General features: G+C 46.1%; 17 protein-coding genes and 1 other annotated feature. Of the genes, 3 read left to right on the top strand and 14 right to left on the bottom strand.

Annotated features, from left to right (window positions below):
- From tilS to proS, 11 genes are all read right to left on the bottom strand, one after another.
- The gene (gene tilS, locus ACLROL_RS02040) at positions 1-1,368 is read right to left on the bottom strand and encodes a tRNA lysidine(34) synthetase TilS (RefSeq protein WP_087212901.1); all 1,368 of its coding nucleotides are present in this window, start codon (positions 1,366-1,368) and stop codon (positions 1-3) included.
- A gap of 107 nt (positions 1,369-1,475) precedes the next feature.
- A complete protein-coding gene (locus tag ACLROL_RS02035) occupies positions 1,476-2,870 on the bottom strand; it encodes a SpoIIE family protein phosphatase (protein WP_087202889.1) in 1,395 nt (464 codons plus the stop codon).
- Positions 2,871-3,019: 149 nt separating this feature from the next.
- Positions 3,020-3,346: a septum formation initiator family protein gene (locus tag ACLROL_RS02030; RefSeq protein WP_087202890.1), complete on the bottom strand. Its 327-nt coding sequence runs from the start codon at positions 3,344-3,346 to the stop codon at positions 3,020-3,022.
- Between the two features lie 68 nt (positions 3,347-3,414).
- Positions 3,415-3,750, bottom strand: a complete 336-nt coding sequence (yabQ, locus tag ACLROL_RS02025; RefSeq protein ID WP_087202891.1) for a spore cortex biosynthesis protein YabQ — start codon at positions 3,748-3,750, stop codon at positions 3,415-3,417.
- Positions 3,751-3,764: 14 nt separating this feature from the next.
- Positions 3,765-4,049, bottom strand: a complete 285-nt coding sequence (gene yabP, locus ACLROL_RS02020; protein ID WP_087202912.1) for a sporulation protein YabP — start codon at positions 4,047-4,049, stop codon at positions 3,765-3,767.
- Positions 4,050-4,172: 123 nt separating this feature from the next.
- Positions 4,173-4,412, bottom strand: a complete 240-nt coding sequence (locus ACLROL_RS02015; RefSeq protein ID WP_087202892.1) for an RNA-binding S4 domain-containing protein — start codon at positions 4,410-4,412, stop codon at positions 4,173-4,175.
- A 114-nt stretch (positions 4,413-4,526) separates the two neighbouring features.
- Positions 4,527-4,802 carry an HU family DNA-binding protein gene (locus ACLROL_RS02010; protein ID WP_087202893.1) on the bottom strand — a complete coding sequence of 92 codons (276 nt, stop codon included), beginning with the start codon at positions 4,800-4,802 and terminating at the stop codon, positions 4,527-4,529.
- Between the two features lie 188 nt (positions 4,803-4,990).
- Positions 4,991-6,724: a phospho-sugar mutase gene (locus ACLROL_RS02005; protein WP_087202894.1), complete on the bottom strand. Its 1,734-nt coding sequence runs from the start codon at positions 6,722-6,724 to the stop codon at positions 4,991-4,993.
- Positions 6,725-6,762: 38 nt separating this feature from the next.
- A complete protein-coding gene (locus ACLROL_RS02000) occupies positions 6,763-7,767 on the bottom strand; it encodes a CotS family spore coat protein (RefSeq protein ID WP_413067252.1) in 1,005 nt (334 codons plus the stop codon).
- Between the two features lie 83 nt (positions 7,768-7,850).
- Positions 7,851-9,218, bottom strand: a complete 1,368-nt coding sequence (locus ACLROL_RS01995; RefSeq protein WP_087202896.1) for a CCA tRNA nucleotidyltransferase — start codon at positions 9,216-9,218, stop codon at positions 7,851-7,853.
- Between the two features lies 1 nt (position 9,219).
- Entirely contained in the window at positions 9,220-10,662 is a 1,443-nt protein-coding gene (proS, locus tag ACLROL_RS01990; protein ID WP_413067251.1) for a proline--tRNA ligase, read from the bottom strand.
- Positions 10,663-10,767: 105 nt separating this feature from the next.
- Positions 10,768-10,978: a binding site (T-box leader), on the bottom strand.
- Positions 10,979-11,172: 194 nt separating this feature from the next.
- Here proS and ACLROL_RS01985 point away from each other — a divergent pair.
- Positions 11,173-11,868, top strand: a complete 696-nt coding sequence (locus ACLROL_RS01985; RefSeq protein ID WP_287448926.1) for an RluA family pseudouridine synthase — start codon at positions 11,173-11,175, stop codon at positions 11,866-11,868.
- A 55-nt stretch (positions 11,869-11,923) separates the two neighbouring features.
- Here the strand turns inward: ACLROL_RS01985 and spoVG are convergent, their stop codons facing one another.
- The 3 genes from spoVG to ACLROL_RS01970 are packed head-to-tail and all read right to left on the bottom strand — an operon-like array spanning position 11,924 to position 14,625.
- On the bottom strand, positions 11,924-12,199 hold the full coding sequence (spoVG, locus tag ACLROL_RS01980; protein ID WP_087202899.1) for a septation regulator SpoVG: 276 nt from the start codon (positions 12,197-12,199) through the stop codon (positions 11,924-11,926).
- 36 nt (positions 12,200-12,235) lie between these two features.
- A complete protein-coding gene (gene glgD / locus ACLROL_RS01975; RefSeq protein ID WP_087202900.1) occupies positions 12,236-13,354 on the bottom strand; it encodes a glucose-1-phosphate adenylyltransferase subunit GlgD in 1,119 nt (372 codons plus the stop codon).
- Positions 13,351-14,625, bottom strand: a complete 1,275-nt coding sequence (locus ACLROL_RS01970) for a glucose-1-phosphate adenylyltransferase (RefSeq protein ID WP_221919959.1) — start codon at positions 14,623-14,625, stop codon at positions 13,351-13,353. Before ACLROL_RS01970 ends, glgD begins: the two co-directional genes overlap by 4 nt.
- Positions 14,626-14,959: 334 nt before the next feature.
- On the opposite strand from ACLROL_RS01970, the gene murC reads away from it, so the two are divergent.
- Positions 14,960-16,342, top strand: coding sequence for a UDP-N-acetylmuramate--L-alanine ligase (gene murC / locus ACLROL_RS01965; protein ID WP_087202902.1), 1,383 nt, complete (start codon positions 14,960-14,962; stop codon positions 16,340-16,342).
- 121 nt (positions 16,343-16,463) lie between these two features.
- Positions 16,464-17,588 (top strand): DnaD domain protein, encoded by a 1,125-nt coding sequence (locus tag ACLROL_RS01960; RefSeq protein ID WP_087212997.1) that lies wholly within the window; start codon positions 16,464-16,466, stop codon positions 17,586-17,588.
- The last annotated feature ends 8 nt before the right edge of the window (positions 17,589-17,596 follow it).

Genomic DNA, 17,596 nt, shown 5'->3' with positions numbered 1-17,596 from the left:
CTATTCTCCTCCGTAGATTTCTATTTCCATGATCGTCGTTGTCTTGTCTGTGATCTGATAGGCTTTGCTTTGCCTGTATCCGACGATCCACATGATCTCATCCCCGTCTGCCACCAGCGGGATGATTTCCCGTTTCTCTTTTGGTATTTTTTCATTGATGAAAAATTTCTTGATTTTCTGACGGTTTCCCTGTCTATCTATCAAAATATAGTCCCCTGGTCTGCGGTTTCGCAAAACAGGTCTACTTTTTATTATATCATAATCAAACCATTTCGTGTAGGGGGTATCCGGCCAGTTTTTCTCCCCGTTTTCTCTTGGAAATACTCTTATCCGTATGAAAAGTCCTGAATTGTCTTCTTTTTTTCTCTCCCCTTTCCGAAAGCGGATTCCCTCATATGTCTTTTCTGCGCACGTATCACATGGAAAATCCACCTCTTTTCCGGGCTGTTTTTCCATGAGCCCCAGCAAATTTTCTACATGTACCGCCGAAATATCCTTCTCTTTTCCACATATCTGCGCCAAAATACTCTTGGCTATCTCCTTGCGAAACGGATCCGGCACATCGAGAAACTCCTCCTTCTTCAGGATCCATCCATCCTCATCCTCCACAAAACATCTCTTTTTATATTTTGCCGTTTCCGCTTCCATATATTCCCATAATTCCGATATTTTATCCGACAGCTGCGCGATATGTCCGACAGCTTTCGGGTTGATATCCTCAAGCTCTCTCATAACACGGTTCCGAATCCGGTTTCTTGTGTAGATGTCCTGATGATTTGTCGCGTCGTCACACCAGTCCTGCCCCATCTCCTCAAGTGCATCTTCGATTTCTCTTCGTCTCAGACCGAGAAGCGGACGGATATATATGCCAGAACACGGCCGTATCCCCCGCATTCCTTTTACACCCGTACCTCTGATCAGATTCATGATCACTGTCTCCGCATTGTCGTCCTGGTGGTGGGCAAAAGCGATGCGGTCCCCATGGCTTTCCCTGAGAACTTGCTCCATACATGCCCTCCGAATATCACGTCCCGCTTCTTCTTCTGAACACTTCCGCATTCTTGCTTCCTCCGCCACATCGATCCGGAACACCCGGCAAGGCACCCCGTGCTTTTTGCACAGCTCTTCTACAAACCTTTCGTCTCGAAGGGCCTCTTCTCCCCGCAGCATATGGTTGACATGTACGGCCGTGATATGGATATTCCGCGTTCTTTTCCATTCTAAAAGTACAAAAAGCAGGCATACCGAATCAGCTCCTCCGGATATACCTGCAATAATATGGCTTCCATCTTCTGCCATATTCCACCGTCTTTCATATCGTTCTGTTTTTTTCTTTAAAATGTCCCATCTTTTTTCTTCTGTCTGCATCTTTTCATCCACTTCTTCATCTCACATTTGCTGTCCGCCCGCAGCACGTGCGGATCCCCTGCGCATTCCATGCTATCATCTTATATAAGAACGCCGCAAAAAGCAAGCTATATTCTCCATATTCCCACCACGAGTACCGTCATATCGTCCAGCGGCTCCTCGCCGCTCCACTCCAAAACCTGCTCCAGTATATGGTGTGCCATTTCCCTCGGATTATTCAGGTTCGTTCCCCGGATGATCGTATCCAGCAAAAACTCCTGCTCTCCTACAGGAAGAGCGTCCAGAACCCCATCCGTGATCATGATGACAAGATCTCCGCTTGCGACTTTTCGCTTTACACTTTGCAGCTCCAATTCCTGCAAAACACCAAGAGGCAGATTTGTAGAACAGATTCGTTCCATTTCCGTCCCGTGCCGTATAAATGTTGTGGAAGCTCCGGCTTTGATAAGTTCCACCGTACCGTCATACAAGTCAAAAATACTGATATCCAGTGTAGAAAAGCGGATTTCCTCCCTCCCCATCACAAGCGCAGTATTCATCATCCGGATGGCCGTCTCCACCGGGAATCCCGCTTCCAGAAGCTCTTCCAGCATTTCCACAACCATGGCGCTCTCCCGAAACGCTTCCTCCCCGGATCCCATCCCGTCCGACAAGGCAACCGCCTGTCGTCCTGCCGGAAGTTCCATCATAGAGAAACTATCCCCGGATATGTTAGCACAGCCTTTTCCAATTTTTGCCACTCCCTGGAGTGTATAGAATCTGAGCCGTTCCAGAAATACGACAGTGGCATATTCCGTGCCAAGAGACGTCCTTTCATCTCTTGCCGGCTCCATATTTCTCCCGGTACAAACAGAGAGAATATAGGCAAGCTCTTTTGTCGTCATAAAGCGTCCCTTGGATGCTTTCCCGGTAAGATGAATCTCATAACGTCCCTTTGGGGTCATCAAAAATACGATGCTCAGAAGACGCACCCCTTCGCTTTTCAATTTCCCTCGGATCTTCTTCTCCAGCCGTTCATCCGAAAAGATACTCGCATCCAGCTCTCTTGTCGTATGACGGATCATCCTGGCAAAAGTGTCAAGCTCAATGGCGCACCCTTCTCTGTTCTGCACGATTCGATTGTTCCAGAACATCGCCTGCTTCGCATCCTGAAACGTCTCCATCGTCTCCCTCAGAAACCGCGGCGCCATGACGCAGTATTTCTGCAGCCTTTTTTTGATGTCCATATTCAGTTCCGTCCCGTATTCGTCAGCTGCTTTCAAAATCTCGTAGACCATTTGATATGTACGCACACGGTTTTCTCCAAGGCACCATTTTCGGTTCTCACAGTTTGCACAGACTGCATCGGAAACTCTCGAAAACATCTCCTCGATCTCATGCTGCGTAAACGTTCCTCTTTGTCCTTCCATACGGAAAAACGTGTTGGAAAGGTGCTCCAGTGATCTGCCGAATTTCTCCATCTGTTCCACATATGGATTTAAAACATAATTCTTTTCTCCCATCTTCTGCCCCTTCATGATCTTGTTATCTTAATTTATGACCAAAGCGGACTCCCCGCCTCAGCGCAACAAGACAATGTCCTGTTTGATACAAAAAAGCTTTGGGAAATACACCGATTTCCCAAAGCTGTCTTCTGTAATACACGATCGAATTATTCTTCCGGCTTAAAAAGAATCTCATTTTCTTTTGCCATGCCAAGTTTATCTCTTGCCGTGTCCTCAACATATTCATCTGTTCCAACGTATTCTTTATATTTCTCGATTTCTTTTGCTTTTTCCTGTTCTGTCTTCTTTTCCTTTTCGAGTTTTGATATCTGGGCACTTTGTTCCTTCATCTGGGAACGAAGAGAAACACCATGAACGGCTGTGGCTCCTGCAAGTACAAGAAGAATACAGGAAATAAAAATCATACTGCTTCGATATCTTGTGATACGAGGCTGTCTTAAGTTTTTCTGTCTCTTTTTTCTTCTGGCTGCCATCTCTTTCACCTGACCAAAAATCCTCTGTGTTTCGGGTTATACATTATATACTATCCTTTTTATGCAGATTAATCAACACCTTTTCCGCCTTTTCCCTGTCTTTTCCTGTGAATTTTTCTACACATTTTCCCCGTCTTTGACAAAACAGCGGAAAGAAACAGTACACCCATGGCCGTACCTGCCACAAAGTACCATCGTATAGTACCCTGACTGGCATCAAAAATTTTCAGGAACAGGTAAAACCCCGTAAATAACCAATAAATAAAATCCTCGATGGAAACCACCACTCCGTTGTGGGGTACGATCTTTCTGAAAATCCGGATACATACATAGATCCCGTATACTGTCATGCCACTGAAAAACGCTTTCAGAAATGCCGCCGTCTCTATCCCAAGCCCGCTCATCCGCCGGGCCCCTTTTAATGAAACAGGCGCGCCAGAAGCTTCCCGCCCTGTTTCGCCGCCGGCTTCATATCAGAATACGCGATTGTGTCGATATTCCCCGACAGATCCACTTCGCCTTTTTCCAGGCTCAGTCTGTTGACATGCAAATCTGTCCCCTTGACCATCATCATCCCCTGCTCTGTCTCCAGGAGAATCTCATTGAGATCAAAGGAAAGTACATCCAGCACACCCGTGACCAGGCTTGTCTTCCGGTTGTTTACCACCAGTTTGTGCTGCCGCTTGATCTGGGCATCCTCTATACCGTTTATCATACTGCTGCTCATCATCATCATTTCTCATCCTCACTTCCGCATCTGCCTGTCTGTTTTCTGATGTATCTGTGATATACTATGACGAGCTTCCGCCTTTTATTCCTTTACGTATCAGATATAACGGAAGAGATCTTTTGCCTCTTCTTTCTTTGTCGTATCCTGGATATCCATCACTTCCACTTTTACCGCCTTTGTCCCGAACTGGATTTCAATGATATCTCCTTTCTTTATCTTTACGGACGCCTTCGCCGTCTTGCCGTTCACAAGCACACGGCCCGCATCGCACGCTTCATTCGCTACCGTTCGCCTCTTGATCAGCCGGGATACTTTTAAAAATTTGTCCAGTCTCATGTTATATGTCCCCCTTTTTCGTACACGTTCTCCGGAGTGCAGCTATACCGTCAGCCGTGTATGCTAAAAACAGAGGGCCGAAGCCCTCTGTCAAATGTTCACAAATGGAATTTCCTATGCGTTGATAGCATCCTTTAACGCTTTGCCCGCTTTAAATTTCGGTGCTTTGCAAGCTTCGATCTTCATTGTTTTTCCAGTCTGCGGGTTTCTTCCTTCTCTTGCAGCTCTTTCGCTTACTTCGAATGTTCCAAATCCTACTAACTGAACTTTTTCTCCTTTTTTCAGTTCTTCTGTCACAACGTCGATGAATGCTTTCAATGCTTTTTCAGAATCTTTTTTAGAAATTTCTGCCTTTTCTGCAACTGCTGTGATTAATTCTGTTTTGTTCATGGGTTAATTCCTCCTAAATTTTTCCGTTATAGAATCTGTGTCTTACTAGCCAATTCTACCCGGCAAAAACAACGGTTTTTCGCCATTTTGCCTTTATTTAAAGTTATAACGGTTTCTCCTGTATTTGTCAAGCAAATTCTCTTCTCATCGCCCTTTTCTGCCGCGCATTTCCGTAATTTTTCACAGCCTTACATCATATTGTCAATCATTGCCAAAACTTCTTTTCCCATAGCCTCAGATTTGCTGTCTGCATCTTCCAGAGAAGTGCCTTTTACTCCGTAATAGAACTTAACCTTTGGCTCGGTTCCGGATGGTCTTACACACAGCCATGCATCATCACTGAGATCATAGTAGAGTACGTTTGATTTCGGAAGGCCTGTCGGAGAAACTTCGCCTGTCTCCAGGTCTTTAATGGTGTCTGCGTCGTAATCGCGCGCCTTGAGCACTTTGTATTCTCCCACTTTTACAGGCGGATTATTCCTCAATGTCTCCAGAATAGATTTGATCTTTTCCAGTCCTTCAATACCTTTCATTGTGACAGACTGGATCGCATCTTTGTAGTATCCATATTTTTCATACATATCGATCATCGCATCCCAGAGTGTCTTGCCCTGTGTTTTATAATAAGCCGCCGCCTCGCAGAGAGCCATCGTTGCAACGATCGCATCTTTGTCCCTGGCATGTGTGCCGATCAGACATCCATAGCTTTCTTCAAATCCGAACACATACTGCCCTTTTCCGCTCGTCTCAAATCCAAGGATCTGCTGCCCAATGTATTTAAATCCTGTCAGTACCTCGATGAGTCCAAGGCCATATGATTTCGCAATGGCATCTGCCATGTTTGTCGTCACGATCGTCTTGATGAGATATCCGTCTTCCGGAAGTCCTCTAACTGCCTTTCTCTGACTGATCTCATACTCAGCGAGGAGGCATCCGGACATATTTCCTGTCAAGACTTTGTATTCCCCTGATTTTGTATCTTTGACGTATACCCCAAGACGGTCCGCATCCGGGTCCGTGGCAAGAACAAGGTCTGCGTCCACTTCTTTTGCAAGTTTCAGTCCAAGTGTAAAAGCCTCTTCCGCTTCCGGGTTCGGGTAAGATACCGTCGGAAATTCTCCGTCCGGCAGTTCCTGTTCTTTCACAACATAGACGTTTTCAAATCCCAGTTCCTTAAGCACTCTTCTGGCCGGGATATTTCCGGTTCCGTGAAGCGGGGAATAGACGATTTTCAGCTCTTTTCCCACTGCATCGATGGAATCCTGATGAATGACCTGTTTTTTCAGTTCTTCCATATATGCATCATCGATAGCTGCGCCGATCACTTCATAAAATCCTTCCCTGGCAGCGTCGTCTTTTGCCATCGTCTTCACATCGGCAAAATCAGTAACCGCCTTCACTTCATCCATAATTCCTTTGTCGTGCGGAGGTGTGATCTGTGCGCCGTCTTCCCAGTACACTTTGTAGCCGTTGTATTCCGGCGGATTGTGGCTGGCTGTAATGTTTATCCCTGCGATACATCCCAGTTTTCTCACTGCAAATGAGAGTTCCGGAGTTGGGCGGAGACTTTCAAACACGTACGCCTTGATACCGTTTGCGGCAAGACAAAGAGCCGCTTCATCAGCAAATTCCGGGGACATCCTTCTGGAGTCATACGCGATAGCAACTCCTTTTTCTTTCGCATCTTTTTTTGTGATATAGTTGGCAAGCCCCTGTGTGGCTCTTCGTACCGTATAAATATTCATACGGTTTGTTCCTGCGCCAATGACGCCTCTAAGCCCCGCAGTACCAAATTCCAGATCTTTGTAGAATCGATCTTCGATTTCCTTTTCATCCGATGCGATACTCTGAAGCTCTGCCTTTGTATCCGCATCAAAGTATGTACCGCCTAACCATTCCTCATATTTTTCACGATATCCCATTTTTTGTACCTCCTGATTGGTCTTATCTATGTGCAATATTATACACTACTCTTTCCTAAATGAAAAGAAAATATCTGCTCCAAAAAACGTTTCTTAATCTCAGTCTGTTCAATGGAAACCCGCAGTTTTTCTACACTTTTCGTGGAAATCCATGCTTTGTTTGAATTGTAGTAAGTGTTTGCACACTTCCAAAATTTCTCCGGGTAAGACAGGCGCAGCGCCAGGTATTTCTTCTCCTCCTCTGAGAGCGGATTGACCGCAGTGTAAGCCCTCATGATCTCTGCACCGAGCTTGCTGTTCCACTGATGCTTTTCCATAACTTTTCTGAGAAAATAGTAAAGATCCGCCGCCTGAATATCCGTGCAAAAATGTTCAAAGTTGACTACGCGTATCTCTCCTCCCGCCATTACGATAAGATTATGGTAATTGTACTCGCCATGTATGAGGCATCCCTGCTCCTTCGCTTCCCGTCGTATCTTTTCATACCCGGACTCCAACAGCCCCTGCTCCGCGCTGACCGCCACATCGTACATGAGCTGAAAATATTCCAGAAACTTTGTCTCAAACTCCCCTTTTACCGTCTTCTTCCGGATAAAGGTGCGCACTTTTTTGAGTTCCCTGTTGTGCTTTCCAAACTCTTCTGCCAAATCTGACGCCGGGAATCCGCTGGAAACTTCCGGAAATCTCAAAATCCGGTGGAGTTTTGCCAGATTTTTCGCCGCCTCCAGAAGCTCTCCTGTCTTGCGCACATCACATTCTTTGCCGCGAAACCATTTTTTCAGATAATATTTTGTCCCATCTTCCGTCACAGAAATATAGCTTCCGTCTTTATTCATGATCAGCTCGTCTGTCTCCATCTGCCCCTGTTCTTTCATCGCGCTGTGGATTTTTTCAAGAACCAGGACTCTCGCCTGTGACAGAGACGCCTCGCAAAGCAGCAGAGGTCCTTCTTCGGTCTCACAGAGCATGGCACCTCTGACCTTTCGGACCTCTTTTACTTCTATCGGATACTGATCCAGTACTGTCAAATCATAATCCCCCATAACTGCCCCCTGTCTTCTGATTCAATATTCTCTCTAATCTATGAATCCCAGACGGCAAATAGAACACGAAAGAAGGCCAAAGCCTAGCCTTGACCTCCTCTTTTTTCCATCTCCAAAGCCCTGGAAATAAGGTATTCTCTTTCATTTTTTCCCGGATCATCCACTACTTCCGCAAGAAGTGCATTCAAAATCTCGCCCATCTCCTTACCCGGCATAATACCTGCAGATATGAGATCCTTCCCGTTAACGTGGAGCTCTTTGAGCGAGACGCATTCTCCTCTTCTCAAAATCTCTTTATATACACTCTCCACCCCTTTTATATTGGCAATCTTTTCTTCTCTGTGGTACGTACTCTGCGCCAAAGTATCCGCCATACGAACTTCGAGATAAGCTGGGAATAATTCTTGTCCAATCTCTTTCATAGCCCGTCTGACCGGCTTCCCTTCGGCCGGCATCCGGCAGTCGTGGTAAAGCACGAGTTTTGATACCTTCCTTGTCGTATCATTGTCAAATTTCAGGCGCCTCATGACGTCTTTTACTATCCGCTCACTTCCGATCGCATGCTTTTTAAAATGCGCCGTACCGTCCTGATCCATAGTCTTGTACTCTGGTTTTCCCATGTCATGGAAAAGCATTGTAAGGCGGAGGACTTTGTCTGCCCGAATCGCCTTAAGCGCCTCGATCGTATGGACGCCCACATTGTACATATGATGCGGCGTCTCCTGAGTGGTTTCCATCATCCGGTCAAATTCCGGCAGAATGACGTTCGTTATCCCAAGCTCATATGCCAAAAGGAGGAGCTCTGGATGTGGGGAAACAAGAAGTTTGACAAGCTCTGTCTGTATCCTCTCGGCACTGATCTTCCGAAGTGTCCCTGCAAGCTTTCGAATAGCATCTTTTGTATCTTCATGAATGTCAAATCCAAGCTGGGCCGAAAACCGGACTGCTCTCAATATCCTGAGCGCATCCTCCGAAAACCGTTCCCTGGCATTCCCGACACAACGGATAACACCGTTTTCCAAATCTTCCATACCGCCGAAAATATCCTGCAGCCCTTCTTTGTCATTGTAGGCCATGGCATTGATCGTAAAGTCTCTTCTCAGAAGATCCTCATGAAGGTTTCCTGTAAACAGCACTTCTTTCGGATGTCTTCCATCTTCATAGTCTCCATCGATCCGGTAAGTTGTGACTTCAAATCCTTCCTTCCCACGCATGACAGTTACCGTCCCATGCTCAATTCCGGTGTCGACCGTTCTTTCAAAAAGCTCCTTGATCTGATCCGGCTTTGCTGACGTCGTAATATCCCAGTCTTCCGGCTTTCGTCCCAATATCGAATCCCTCACACATCCGCCTACAACATACGCTTCAAAGCCGCGGCTTTGAAGCGTAGTGATGATCTCATTTACTCTTTGCGGTATTTCTATTCTGACCGCTTTTTCGATGTTGCCCATTTTAGTATGATTTTCCCCAGAAAACTTTATATTTCGCTTTCTTTCCACAATAGATGCAAGTATCTGAGATCGCGTCCTCATCTTCGATGAGACATCTGGATCCGGCTCCACCCGTCTCCGTTTTGATCTCGTCTTCACATTTTTCATCTCCGCACCACATTGCCTTGATGAATCCGCGATTTTCTTTAAACTTTTCCTTCATCTCATCCATCGTCACTGCCTCGTCGATGTGTGAATCCAGGAAGGCCTTAGCTCTGTCATACATGTCTTTCTGGATCGTTTCAAGCAAGTCTCCGAGTTTTTCTGCCACTTCTTCCATAGAGAAAACGATCTTCTCTCTTGTATCTCTTCTCACGACGACAACCTGTTTTTTTTCGATGTCTTTTGGTCCGATCTCGATACGAGCTGGAATTCCCAGCATCTCCTGTTCGCTGAATTTCCATCCCGGGCTCTTCTCTGATTCATCGATGTCGGCACGGATTCCTGCTGCCTGCACTGCTGCCAAAAGTTCTTCTGCTTTCTCAAGCACGCCTTCCTTATGCTGGGCTACCGGAATGACGCGCACCTGTTTTGGTGCAATTCTTGGCGGAAGCACAAGCCCGCTGTCATCTCCGTGAACCATGATGATGGCTCCGATGATTCTTGTGGACAGTCCCCAGGAAGTTTCGTATACGCTTTTTAATTCATTGTCTTTATCCAGGTATTTGATATCGAATGCGTCCGGGAATGCTTTTCCGAAGAAATGGCTCGTAGCTGACTGAAGCGCTTTTCCGTCGTGCATCAGGGCCTCTACTGTGTACGTATCCTGCGCCCCTGCAAACTTCTCGCTTTCTGTCTTTCTTCCAGCTACATACGGAATTGCCAGTGATTCACTTATGAAATCACGGTATACTCTCCACATCAGGAGCGTTCTCTCCTCAGCTTCTTCGTATGTCGCATGAATCGTATGTCCTTCCTGCCACAGGAATTCTCTGGAGCGAAGGAACGGGCGAGTCGTCTTTTCCCATCTCAGAACGGAATTCCACTGATTCCACACTTTCGGAAGATCACGATAAGACTGTACCGTGCGGCTCCAAAGTTCACAGAATAATGTCTCGGATGTCGGACGGATACAAAATCTCTCCTGCAGCCTTTCCATTCCTCCATGTGTAACCCATGCAACTTCCGGCGCAAATCCTTCCACATGATCTGCCTCTTTCTGGAGCAGATTTTCCGGAATCAGCATTGGAAGATACACATTCTCCACGCCTGTCTCTTTAAATCTTTTATCCAGGTCTGCCCGGATATTTTCCCAGATGGCATATCCGTTCGGAAGATAATTCAAACACCCTTTCACACTTGAGTAGTCGCAAAGCTCTGCCTCCCGTACTACATCTGTATACCACTGCGCAAAATCTTCTTCTCTGGAAGTGATCGCTTTTACAAATTTCTTGTCATTGGCCATATCCTTTATCTCCTTTCTCAAATTCCCCTTCTTCAGGGATCTATCTGCTCTCGGGGCGAATCCGAAGAATGTTCCTGCCAACAAAAAACACCGGCCATCCGTCCCACTAGGGACCGGATAACCGGCGGTACCACCCTGATTAACTGGCCGGATCTGACCCGGCAGTTCTCTTCATTCATCATTAACGCTGATAACACGCTGCATTTTCATGCAGAAGCTCCAAGGCCGGTTCGACCGTTTTCCGTTAAAGACTTGCACCACCCGTCTCTTCTCTGAAACTTCCATTCGATCTACTAATCCTCTTCTCTGCCCATTTTTATAAGGCTTTCGCCATGAAATTATTGGTTATTTTACCGTAAAAACCATGCTGTGTCAAGGCATCCACCCGGATTTTGGCACTTGATATTTTGTTTTTTCCTCTCTTTGCCTTCCTCGATCGCGGACTATTGTGTTTGGTGCAAGTTTATGGTATGGTTACGTGGAATATTGAAATGAATGAGGAGGAGTCCCGTGAAACCTGAAATCTTGTATGAAGACAATGACATCATCGTCTGCCGCAAACCGGCAAATATAGCTGTCCAGACAGCCGCCCTTTCTTCCGGGGATCTGGTCAGCGTTTTGAAAAATCATCTGTACCGCCAGGCAAGAAAGGCATCCACCCCTCAAAAAGGGGAACCGTATCTTGCGGTCATCCACCGTCTTGACCAGCCTGTGGAGGGACTTCTCGTATTTGGAAAAACAAAAAAAGCCGCTTCCGATCTAAGCCGCCAGCTTCAGAAAGACCATTTCGGAAAATACTACAAGGCTGTCGTCCAGGGATTTGCGCCAATGGATGAGGGAGAACTTTGCGACTATCTCGTCAAAGACGGAAAGACGAACCTGTCTCGCGTGTGCACTCCCTCCACGCCCGGAGCCAAAAAAGCCTCTCTCCATTACCGCGTTCTTTCCAAAAAAGAAGAGAAAGGTGTGACCCTCTCTCTTCTTGAAATCCATCTGCACACGGGACGCCATCATCAGATCCGCGTCCAGCTTGCCCATGCAGGCTGTCCGCTTCTCGGCGACCGCAAATACAACCCGACCGGTCTTTGTGTATCTGGTCTGGCCCTCTGCGCCTGCCGACTGGAATTTCTTCATCCCGTGACCAAAGAACTGATGCGTTTTGAGACGGAACCTCAATCTCCGTCCTTTGAATTCCCTATTTTTTAATCCTTAGCATTTTTATATCAACCCGGTTATTTACAAGCATACTTTCACGGTCTCACTATTCTTCCGCATCTTCTTCGGCCAATGCCTGCTCGTATCTCTCAAGAATAATACTCTGGATACGGTTTCTTGTGTCCGAATTAATCGGATGAGCAATGTCTCTATATTCTCCGTCCAATGCTTTTTTGCTAGGCATGGCGATGAATAACCCTTTTTCTCCTTCGATAACTTTGATGTCGTGGACAACAAACTCTTCGTCCATCGTGATCGACACCACTGCTTTTAATTTCCCCTCTTTTGCTACTTTACGTACACGCACATCTGTAATTTGCATAATTACCGGCCCCTTTCTTAAGTACTCAGTCTCTTTCTAAAGCGCATATCTCTCATTCTTTTCAACAACTATCTTTATGCCGTTTTCTCCTACATGCCTTGTGTTGGCCCGGATCGTATCACGGCTCTCGACAATGCAGTTTTCTATGTATGTGTTATCCCCCAGATACACATCATTCAAGATGATGGAATTCTTTACCACACAGTTATTTCCGATGAATGCCTTCTTAAACAGGATCGAATTCTCCACTGTCCCGTTAACAATACACCCGCTTGACACCAGACTGTTCTTTACACACGCGCCCGGATTATATTTTGCAGGCGGCAGATCACTTACTTTTGAGTAAATGGACGGATATTCCTTGAAAAAGTAGTTTCTCACTTCCGGTTTCAGGAAATCCATGTTTGTCTGATAGTACGCGTCTACTGTGGAAATATTGTTCCAGTAATTTTTCATTCTATATCCATAGATTTTTTTCAGGTTTTTATAACGGATCAGAATATCGGTTACGAAATCAAACCGTTCTTCTTCTGCAGCATGCTCGATCAGGTCGATGAGCTGTCTCCTGCGGATGATATAGATACCTGTAGAGACGGTAGTGGAATTTGCCACCATCGGCTTTTCTTCAAATTCATGGATCCTCATGGTGTCATCCATCTTGATCGTGCCAAACCGTGTGGCGTCTTCTCCCGGTTCCAGGTCTTTGCACACAACGGTAATATCCGCTTTCTTCTGAATATGGTACTCAAGCACCTCATTGTAATCCAGCTTATACACTGCATCCCCCGAAGTGATAATGACATACGGTTCATGGCATTTCTTCAGGAAATCCAGATTCTGATAGATGGCGTCCGCTGTTCCGCGGTACCAATATCCGTTTTCTAATGTAATTGTAGGAGTAAATACGAAAAGTCCTCCCTGCTTTCTTCCAAAGTCCCACCACTTGGATGAGCTGAGATGCTCATTCAGTGACCTGGCATTGTACTGTGTGAGCACTGCCACTTTCTGTATATGTGAATTTGTCATGTTACTCAATGCAAAATCAATACATCTGTAACTTCCGGCTATCGGCATTGCAGCAACTGCGCGCTTATGTGTCAGTTCACGCATCTTGTGATTATTTCCGCCTGCCAAAATGATTCCTACTGCTTTCATGCGCGTTCACCTGCCTTTATTAATGTCTCTCCGCTATCCATGACACCGTTCGGATAATCCGCGGCTTCTGTAACACCGCTGATGGCAGTATTTTTGCCAATCTGTACATTGGATGGAATCACGGAATTTTCTCCTATCGTCACAAGACCAAAGGAATAAATCGCCGGCTTTTCTTTATTCGGAACATCGCTTCCGATACCAAGCGTCACATTGTCTCCGATCTTTACATTCTCCGCTATGATCGCTTTGTCGATGACGTTGTTTGCCCCGATCTGAGTATCTCTCATAATGATCGAATCCCTCACGATCGTCCCTTTGCCGATGACCACACCTGCGCCGATGACAGAATTATGTACCTCTCCGTAAATCTCCGCACCGTTGCTTACGATACATCTGTCCACAACTGCCTGATCTGAGACATACTGCGGCGGAAGGATGGCGCTGTTCGTATAAATCTTCCAGAATTCTTCATAGAGATTGAATTCCGGGATAAGATCGATGAGCTCCATATTTGCTTCCCAGTAGGATCCAAGTGTCCCAACATCCTTCCAGTATCCGTTGTACTCATATGCAAAGAGACGTTTTCCATTCTCATGGCAGTACGGAATTACATGTTTTCCAAAGTCGCAGGACGGTTCGTCCGACATTTTGATGAGCGCTTCTTTCAATACCGGCCAACTGAAGATATAAATCCCCATGGATGCCAGATTGCTCTTTGGCTCTTTTGGTTTTTCCTGGAAATCGTTGATGCGTCCCTCCTCATCCGCGATCACGATTCCGAATCTGCTGGCCTCCTCGATTGGAACCGGCATTGCAGCGATGGTCACGTCCGCATTGTGCTCCTTGTGGAAATCCAGCATCACTTCATAATCCATTTTGTAAATATGGTCTCCTGATAAAATCAGGACATAATCCGGATTAAATGTCTCCATATAATCAAGATTCTGGTAGATGGCATTGGCTGTACCGGTATACCATTCACTGTTGGTGCTTTTTTCATATGGCGGCAAAATGGTTACGCCCCCTACATTACGGTCCAGATCCCAAGGAATTCCAATACCGATATGAGTATTTAGTCTTAACGGCTGATACTGTGTCAATACGCCCACTGTATCGATCCCCGAATTAATGCAGTTGCTCAGCGGGAAATCGATAATTCTGTATTTTCCTCCAAATGCAACCGCCGGTTTTGCCACTTTCGACGTCAAAACTCCTAGTCTGCTTCCTTGTCCTCCGGCTAACAGCATTGCTATCATCTCTTTTTTTATCATGTCCTCACCCCTTGTCAGTAATTATAGTGGTCTTATTATAACACATTTTCCGTAAATATCGAATAAATTTTATATTTTTTTGTCCATTAATCTACTTTTTTTATGCATTTTACATAACCTTTACGTTAATAAATCGACACACTGTTGTTTATTTCTGATTTTACGTTTTTGTCTCACTGATCATTATTATTCATATGCGCTTGTCCTCTTTTTTAGAACCTCTTTTTTCAGCTTTATCAACCTGTTTATGAGGATTGTATCTTACATATCCTTATGCTAAAATGGAAAAGAAATTGGAATTACAAACATCAACGAAATAGGAAGTGTGATAATTATGTATAAAATCAACTTTGAGAAACCTGTTCACATTCATTTTATCGGGATCGGCGGCATCAGTATGAGCGGATTAGCCGAAATCCTTCTGAATGAGCACTTTACGGTAAGCGGTTCCGACAACAAAGAATCAAAACTTACAACGCACTTACGTGATATGGGCGCCAAAATCTCCATCGGACAGAAAGCGTCAAACATAGAAGACGGCATCGATGTGGTCGTGTACACGGCTGCGATCCATGAAGACAACGAGGAATTCGCCGAGGCGAAACGACACGGTCTTCCAATGCTAAGCCGCGCAGAACTTCTCGGACAGCTTATGACCAACTATAAGCTCCCGATCGCAGTGGCAGGCACCCACGGGAAGACGACAACGACTTCCATGCTGTCCCACATCCTGCTGGCCGGAGACACCGATCCGACGATCTCCGTAGGCGGTATTCTCCCGGCTATCCACGGAAACATCCGCGTCGGCAATTCAGAAATCTTCGTGACCGAGGCCTGTGAATATACAAACAGCTATCACCACTTTTTTCCAAAGATCAGCATCATCCTGAATATCGAAGAAGATCATATGGACTTTTTCAAAGATATCAACGATATCCGTGATTCCTTCCATACATTCGCAAAACTGCTCCCGGAAGACGGGACTCTGATCATCAACGGAGAGATTGACCGTCTCAAGGAAATCACAGCCGATCTTCCATGCAGCGTCATCACTTATGACACAAAAGATCAGCACGCCGATTACAGCGCTTCTGATATTGCATATGACGAGATGGGCAATGCGTCTTTCGAGCTCCTCATCCATGGCAGACCGTCCGGACAGATCCGCCTTTCTGTAAACGGGATCCACAATGTCTCCAACGCCTTGTCTGCCATCGCAGCCGCTCAGCTTCTGGATATCCCGATGGAAAAGATCAAGGAAGGGCTCCTTTCCTTTACCGGTACAGACAGGCGCTTCCAGTACAAAGGAGACAAAAACGGATTTCACATTGTAGACGATTACGCTCACCATCCGACAGAGATCCGAGCCACGCTTCGTGCTGCAGCTAACTATCCGCACCGGGAAACATGGTGTATTTTCCAGCCGCACACTTATACCCGCACGAAAGCATTTTTCCATGAATTTGCGGACGCACTCTCCTTGGCAGACCATGTGATACTGGCGGATATCTATGCAGCCCGCGAGACAGACACCCTCGGTATGTCCTCCGCCCTTCTGGCAGAAGAGCTGCGCACCAAAGGCTGTGATGCCACCTATCTTCCAAGCTTTGAAGATATCGAAACTTTTGTTTTGGAACATTGTAAGGAAGATGATTTGTTGATAACTATGGGCGCCGGAGACGTTGTAAATATTGGGGAAACGCTTCTTTCCATGTAGTTTTCCACAGAATCCACACCGAATTATCCACAAAACCGTTGAAAATAAGGCTTTTTCTCGGGAAAAGAAAATGCTATAATACGTTTACTTTGATTTAGGAAAGACAGGGGTTTTAAAGGAAATGGGTATGTTGAGCATCCGAAACGGTTCTGGTCATCAGTTTACACTGGTTGCCAATGATTTTATCGACAGTTATATGACAAAGGCAAACGGCGAATATGTGAAAGTATATCTGCTTTTGCTGCGCCGTATGGACAGTGGTAAAGGGTTTTCTGTCTCTGAACTTGCAGATATACTCGAGATCACGGAAGGAGATATCTTAAGAGCATTCCGGTACTGGGCAAAGGAGGGGCTGCTTACCATCGAATACGGAGCAGGCGGAGATATATCCGGTCTTTTGATGGGAAACGCGGAGACGGAAAATAAAAAGAATGAAACCACCGCAAAAACTCAGGACAGCCTTTCCTGTTCCGATCCGATTGCGGAAGCGGAATCCTCGCCGCAAGAGGACGAGCCTTGGGGAGCCATTCCGGAACACACAGAGGAACCTGCGCATGCGGACAGCTCCGCAAAAAAAGAAACAGCACCTCCGATCCGTGACATCGGTCAATACAAAAGCCGGAAGGAATTCAAACAGCTTTTGTTTATCACAGAAAAATATATCGGCAGACCACTGTCCCCTTCGGATGTGGAGATGATGTCTTATTTTTATGATACCCTTCAGTTCTCTGCAGATCTGGTGGAATATCTTGTGGAATACTGCGTGGAAAATGGACACAAAAGCATGCACTACATCAAATCGGTGGCGTTGGCCTGGGCAGACGCCGGGATCTCCAGCGTCTCAGAGGCACGCAGATCTGCAAGTTTCTACAACAAAGACTGCTCTGCGGTCCTGAAAGCATTCGGCATCACGGGCCGTATGGCTGCTTCCGTGGAGACAGATTTTGTGAAGAAATGGTCTTCCGAGTTCGGTTTTACGCTGGATATCATCATCGAAGCATGTAATCGGACTGTGTCCGCCATCCATCAGCCAAGCTTCGAGTATGCGGATAAAATCCTGAGCAATTGGCATAATAAAGGGGTGCACCACCTAAAGGATGTCGCTATGCTGGATCAGGCATACCTGCAGCATCGGTCCGCCAGGGCTTCCTCCCCTGCACCGACTGCTAAAAAAACGAAATTCAACAATTTTGAGGAACGAAACTATAACATGGAAGATCTGGAAAGACAGCTTCTCGAGAGCTAAGTAAAGGA

Origin of the sequence: Sellimonas sp., from assembly GCF_047234585.1 — a bacterium.
In the GTDB taxonomy this organism is placed as follows: domain Bacteria; phylum Bacillota; class Clostridia; order Lachnospirales; family Lachnospiraceae; genus Sellimonas; species Sellimonas caecigallum.
This window is presented reverse-complemented; position numbering and strand designations above follow the sequence as displayed.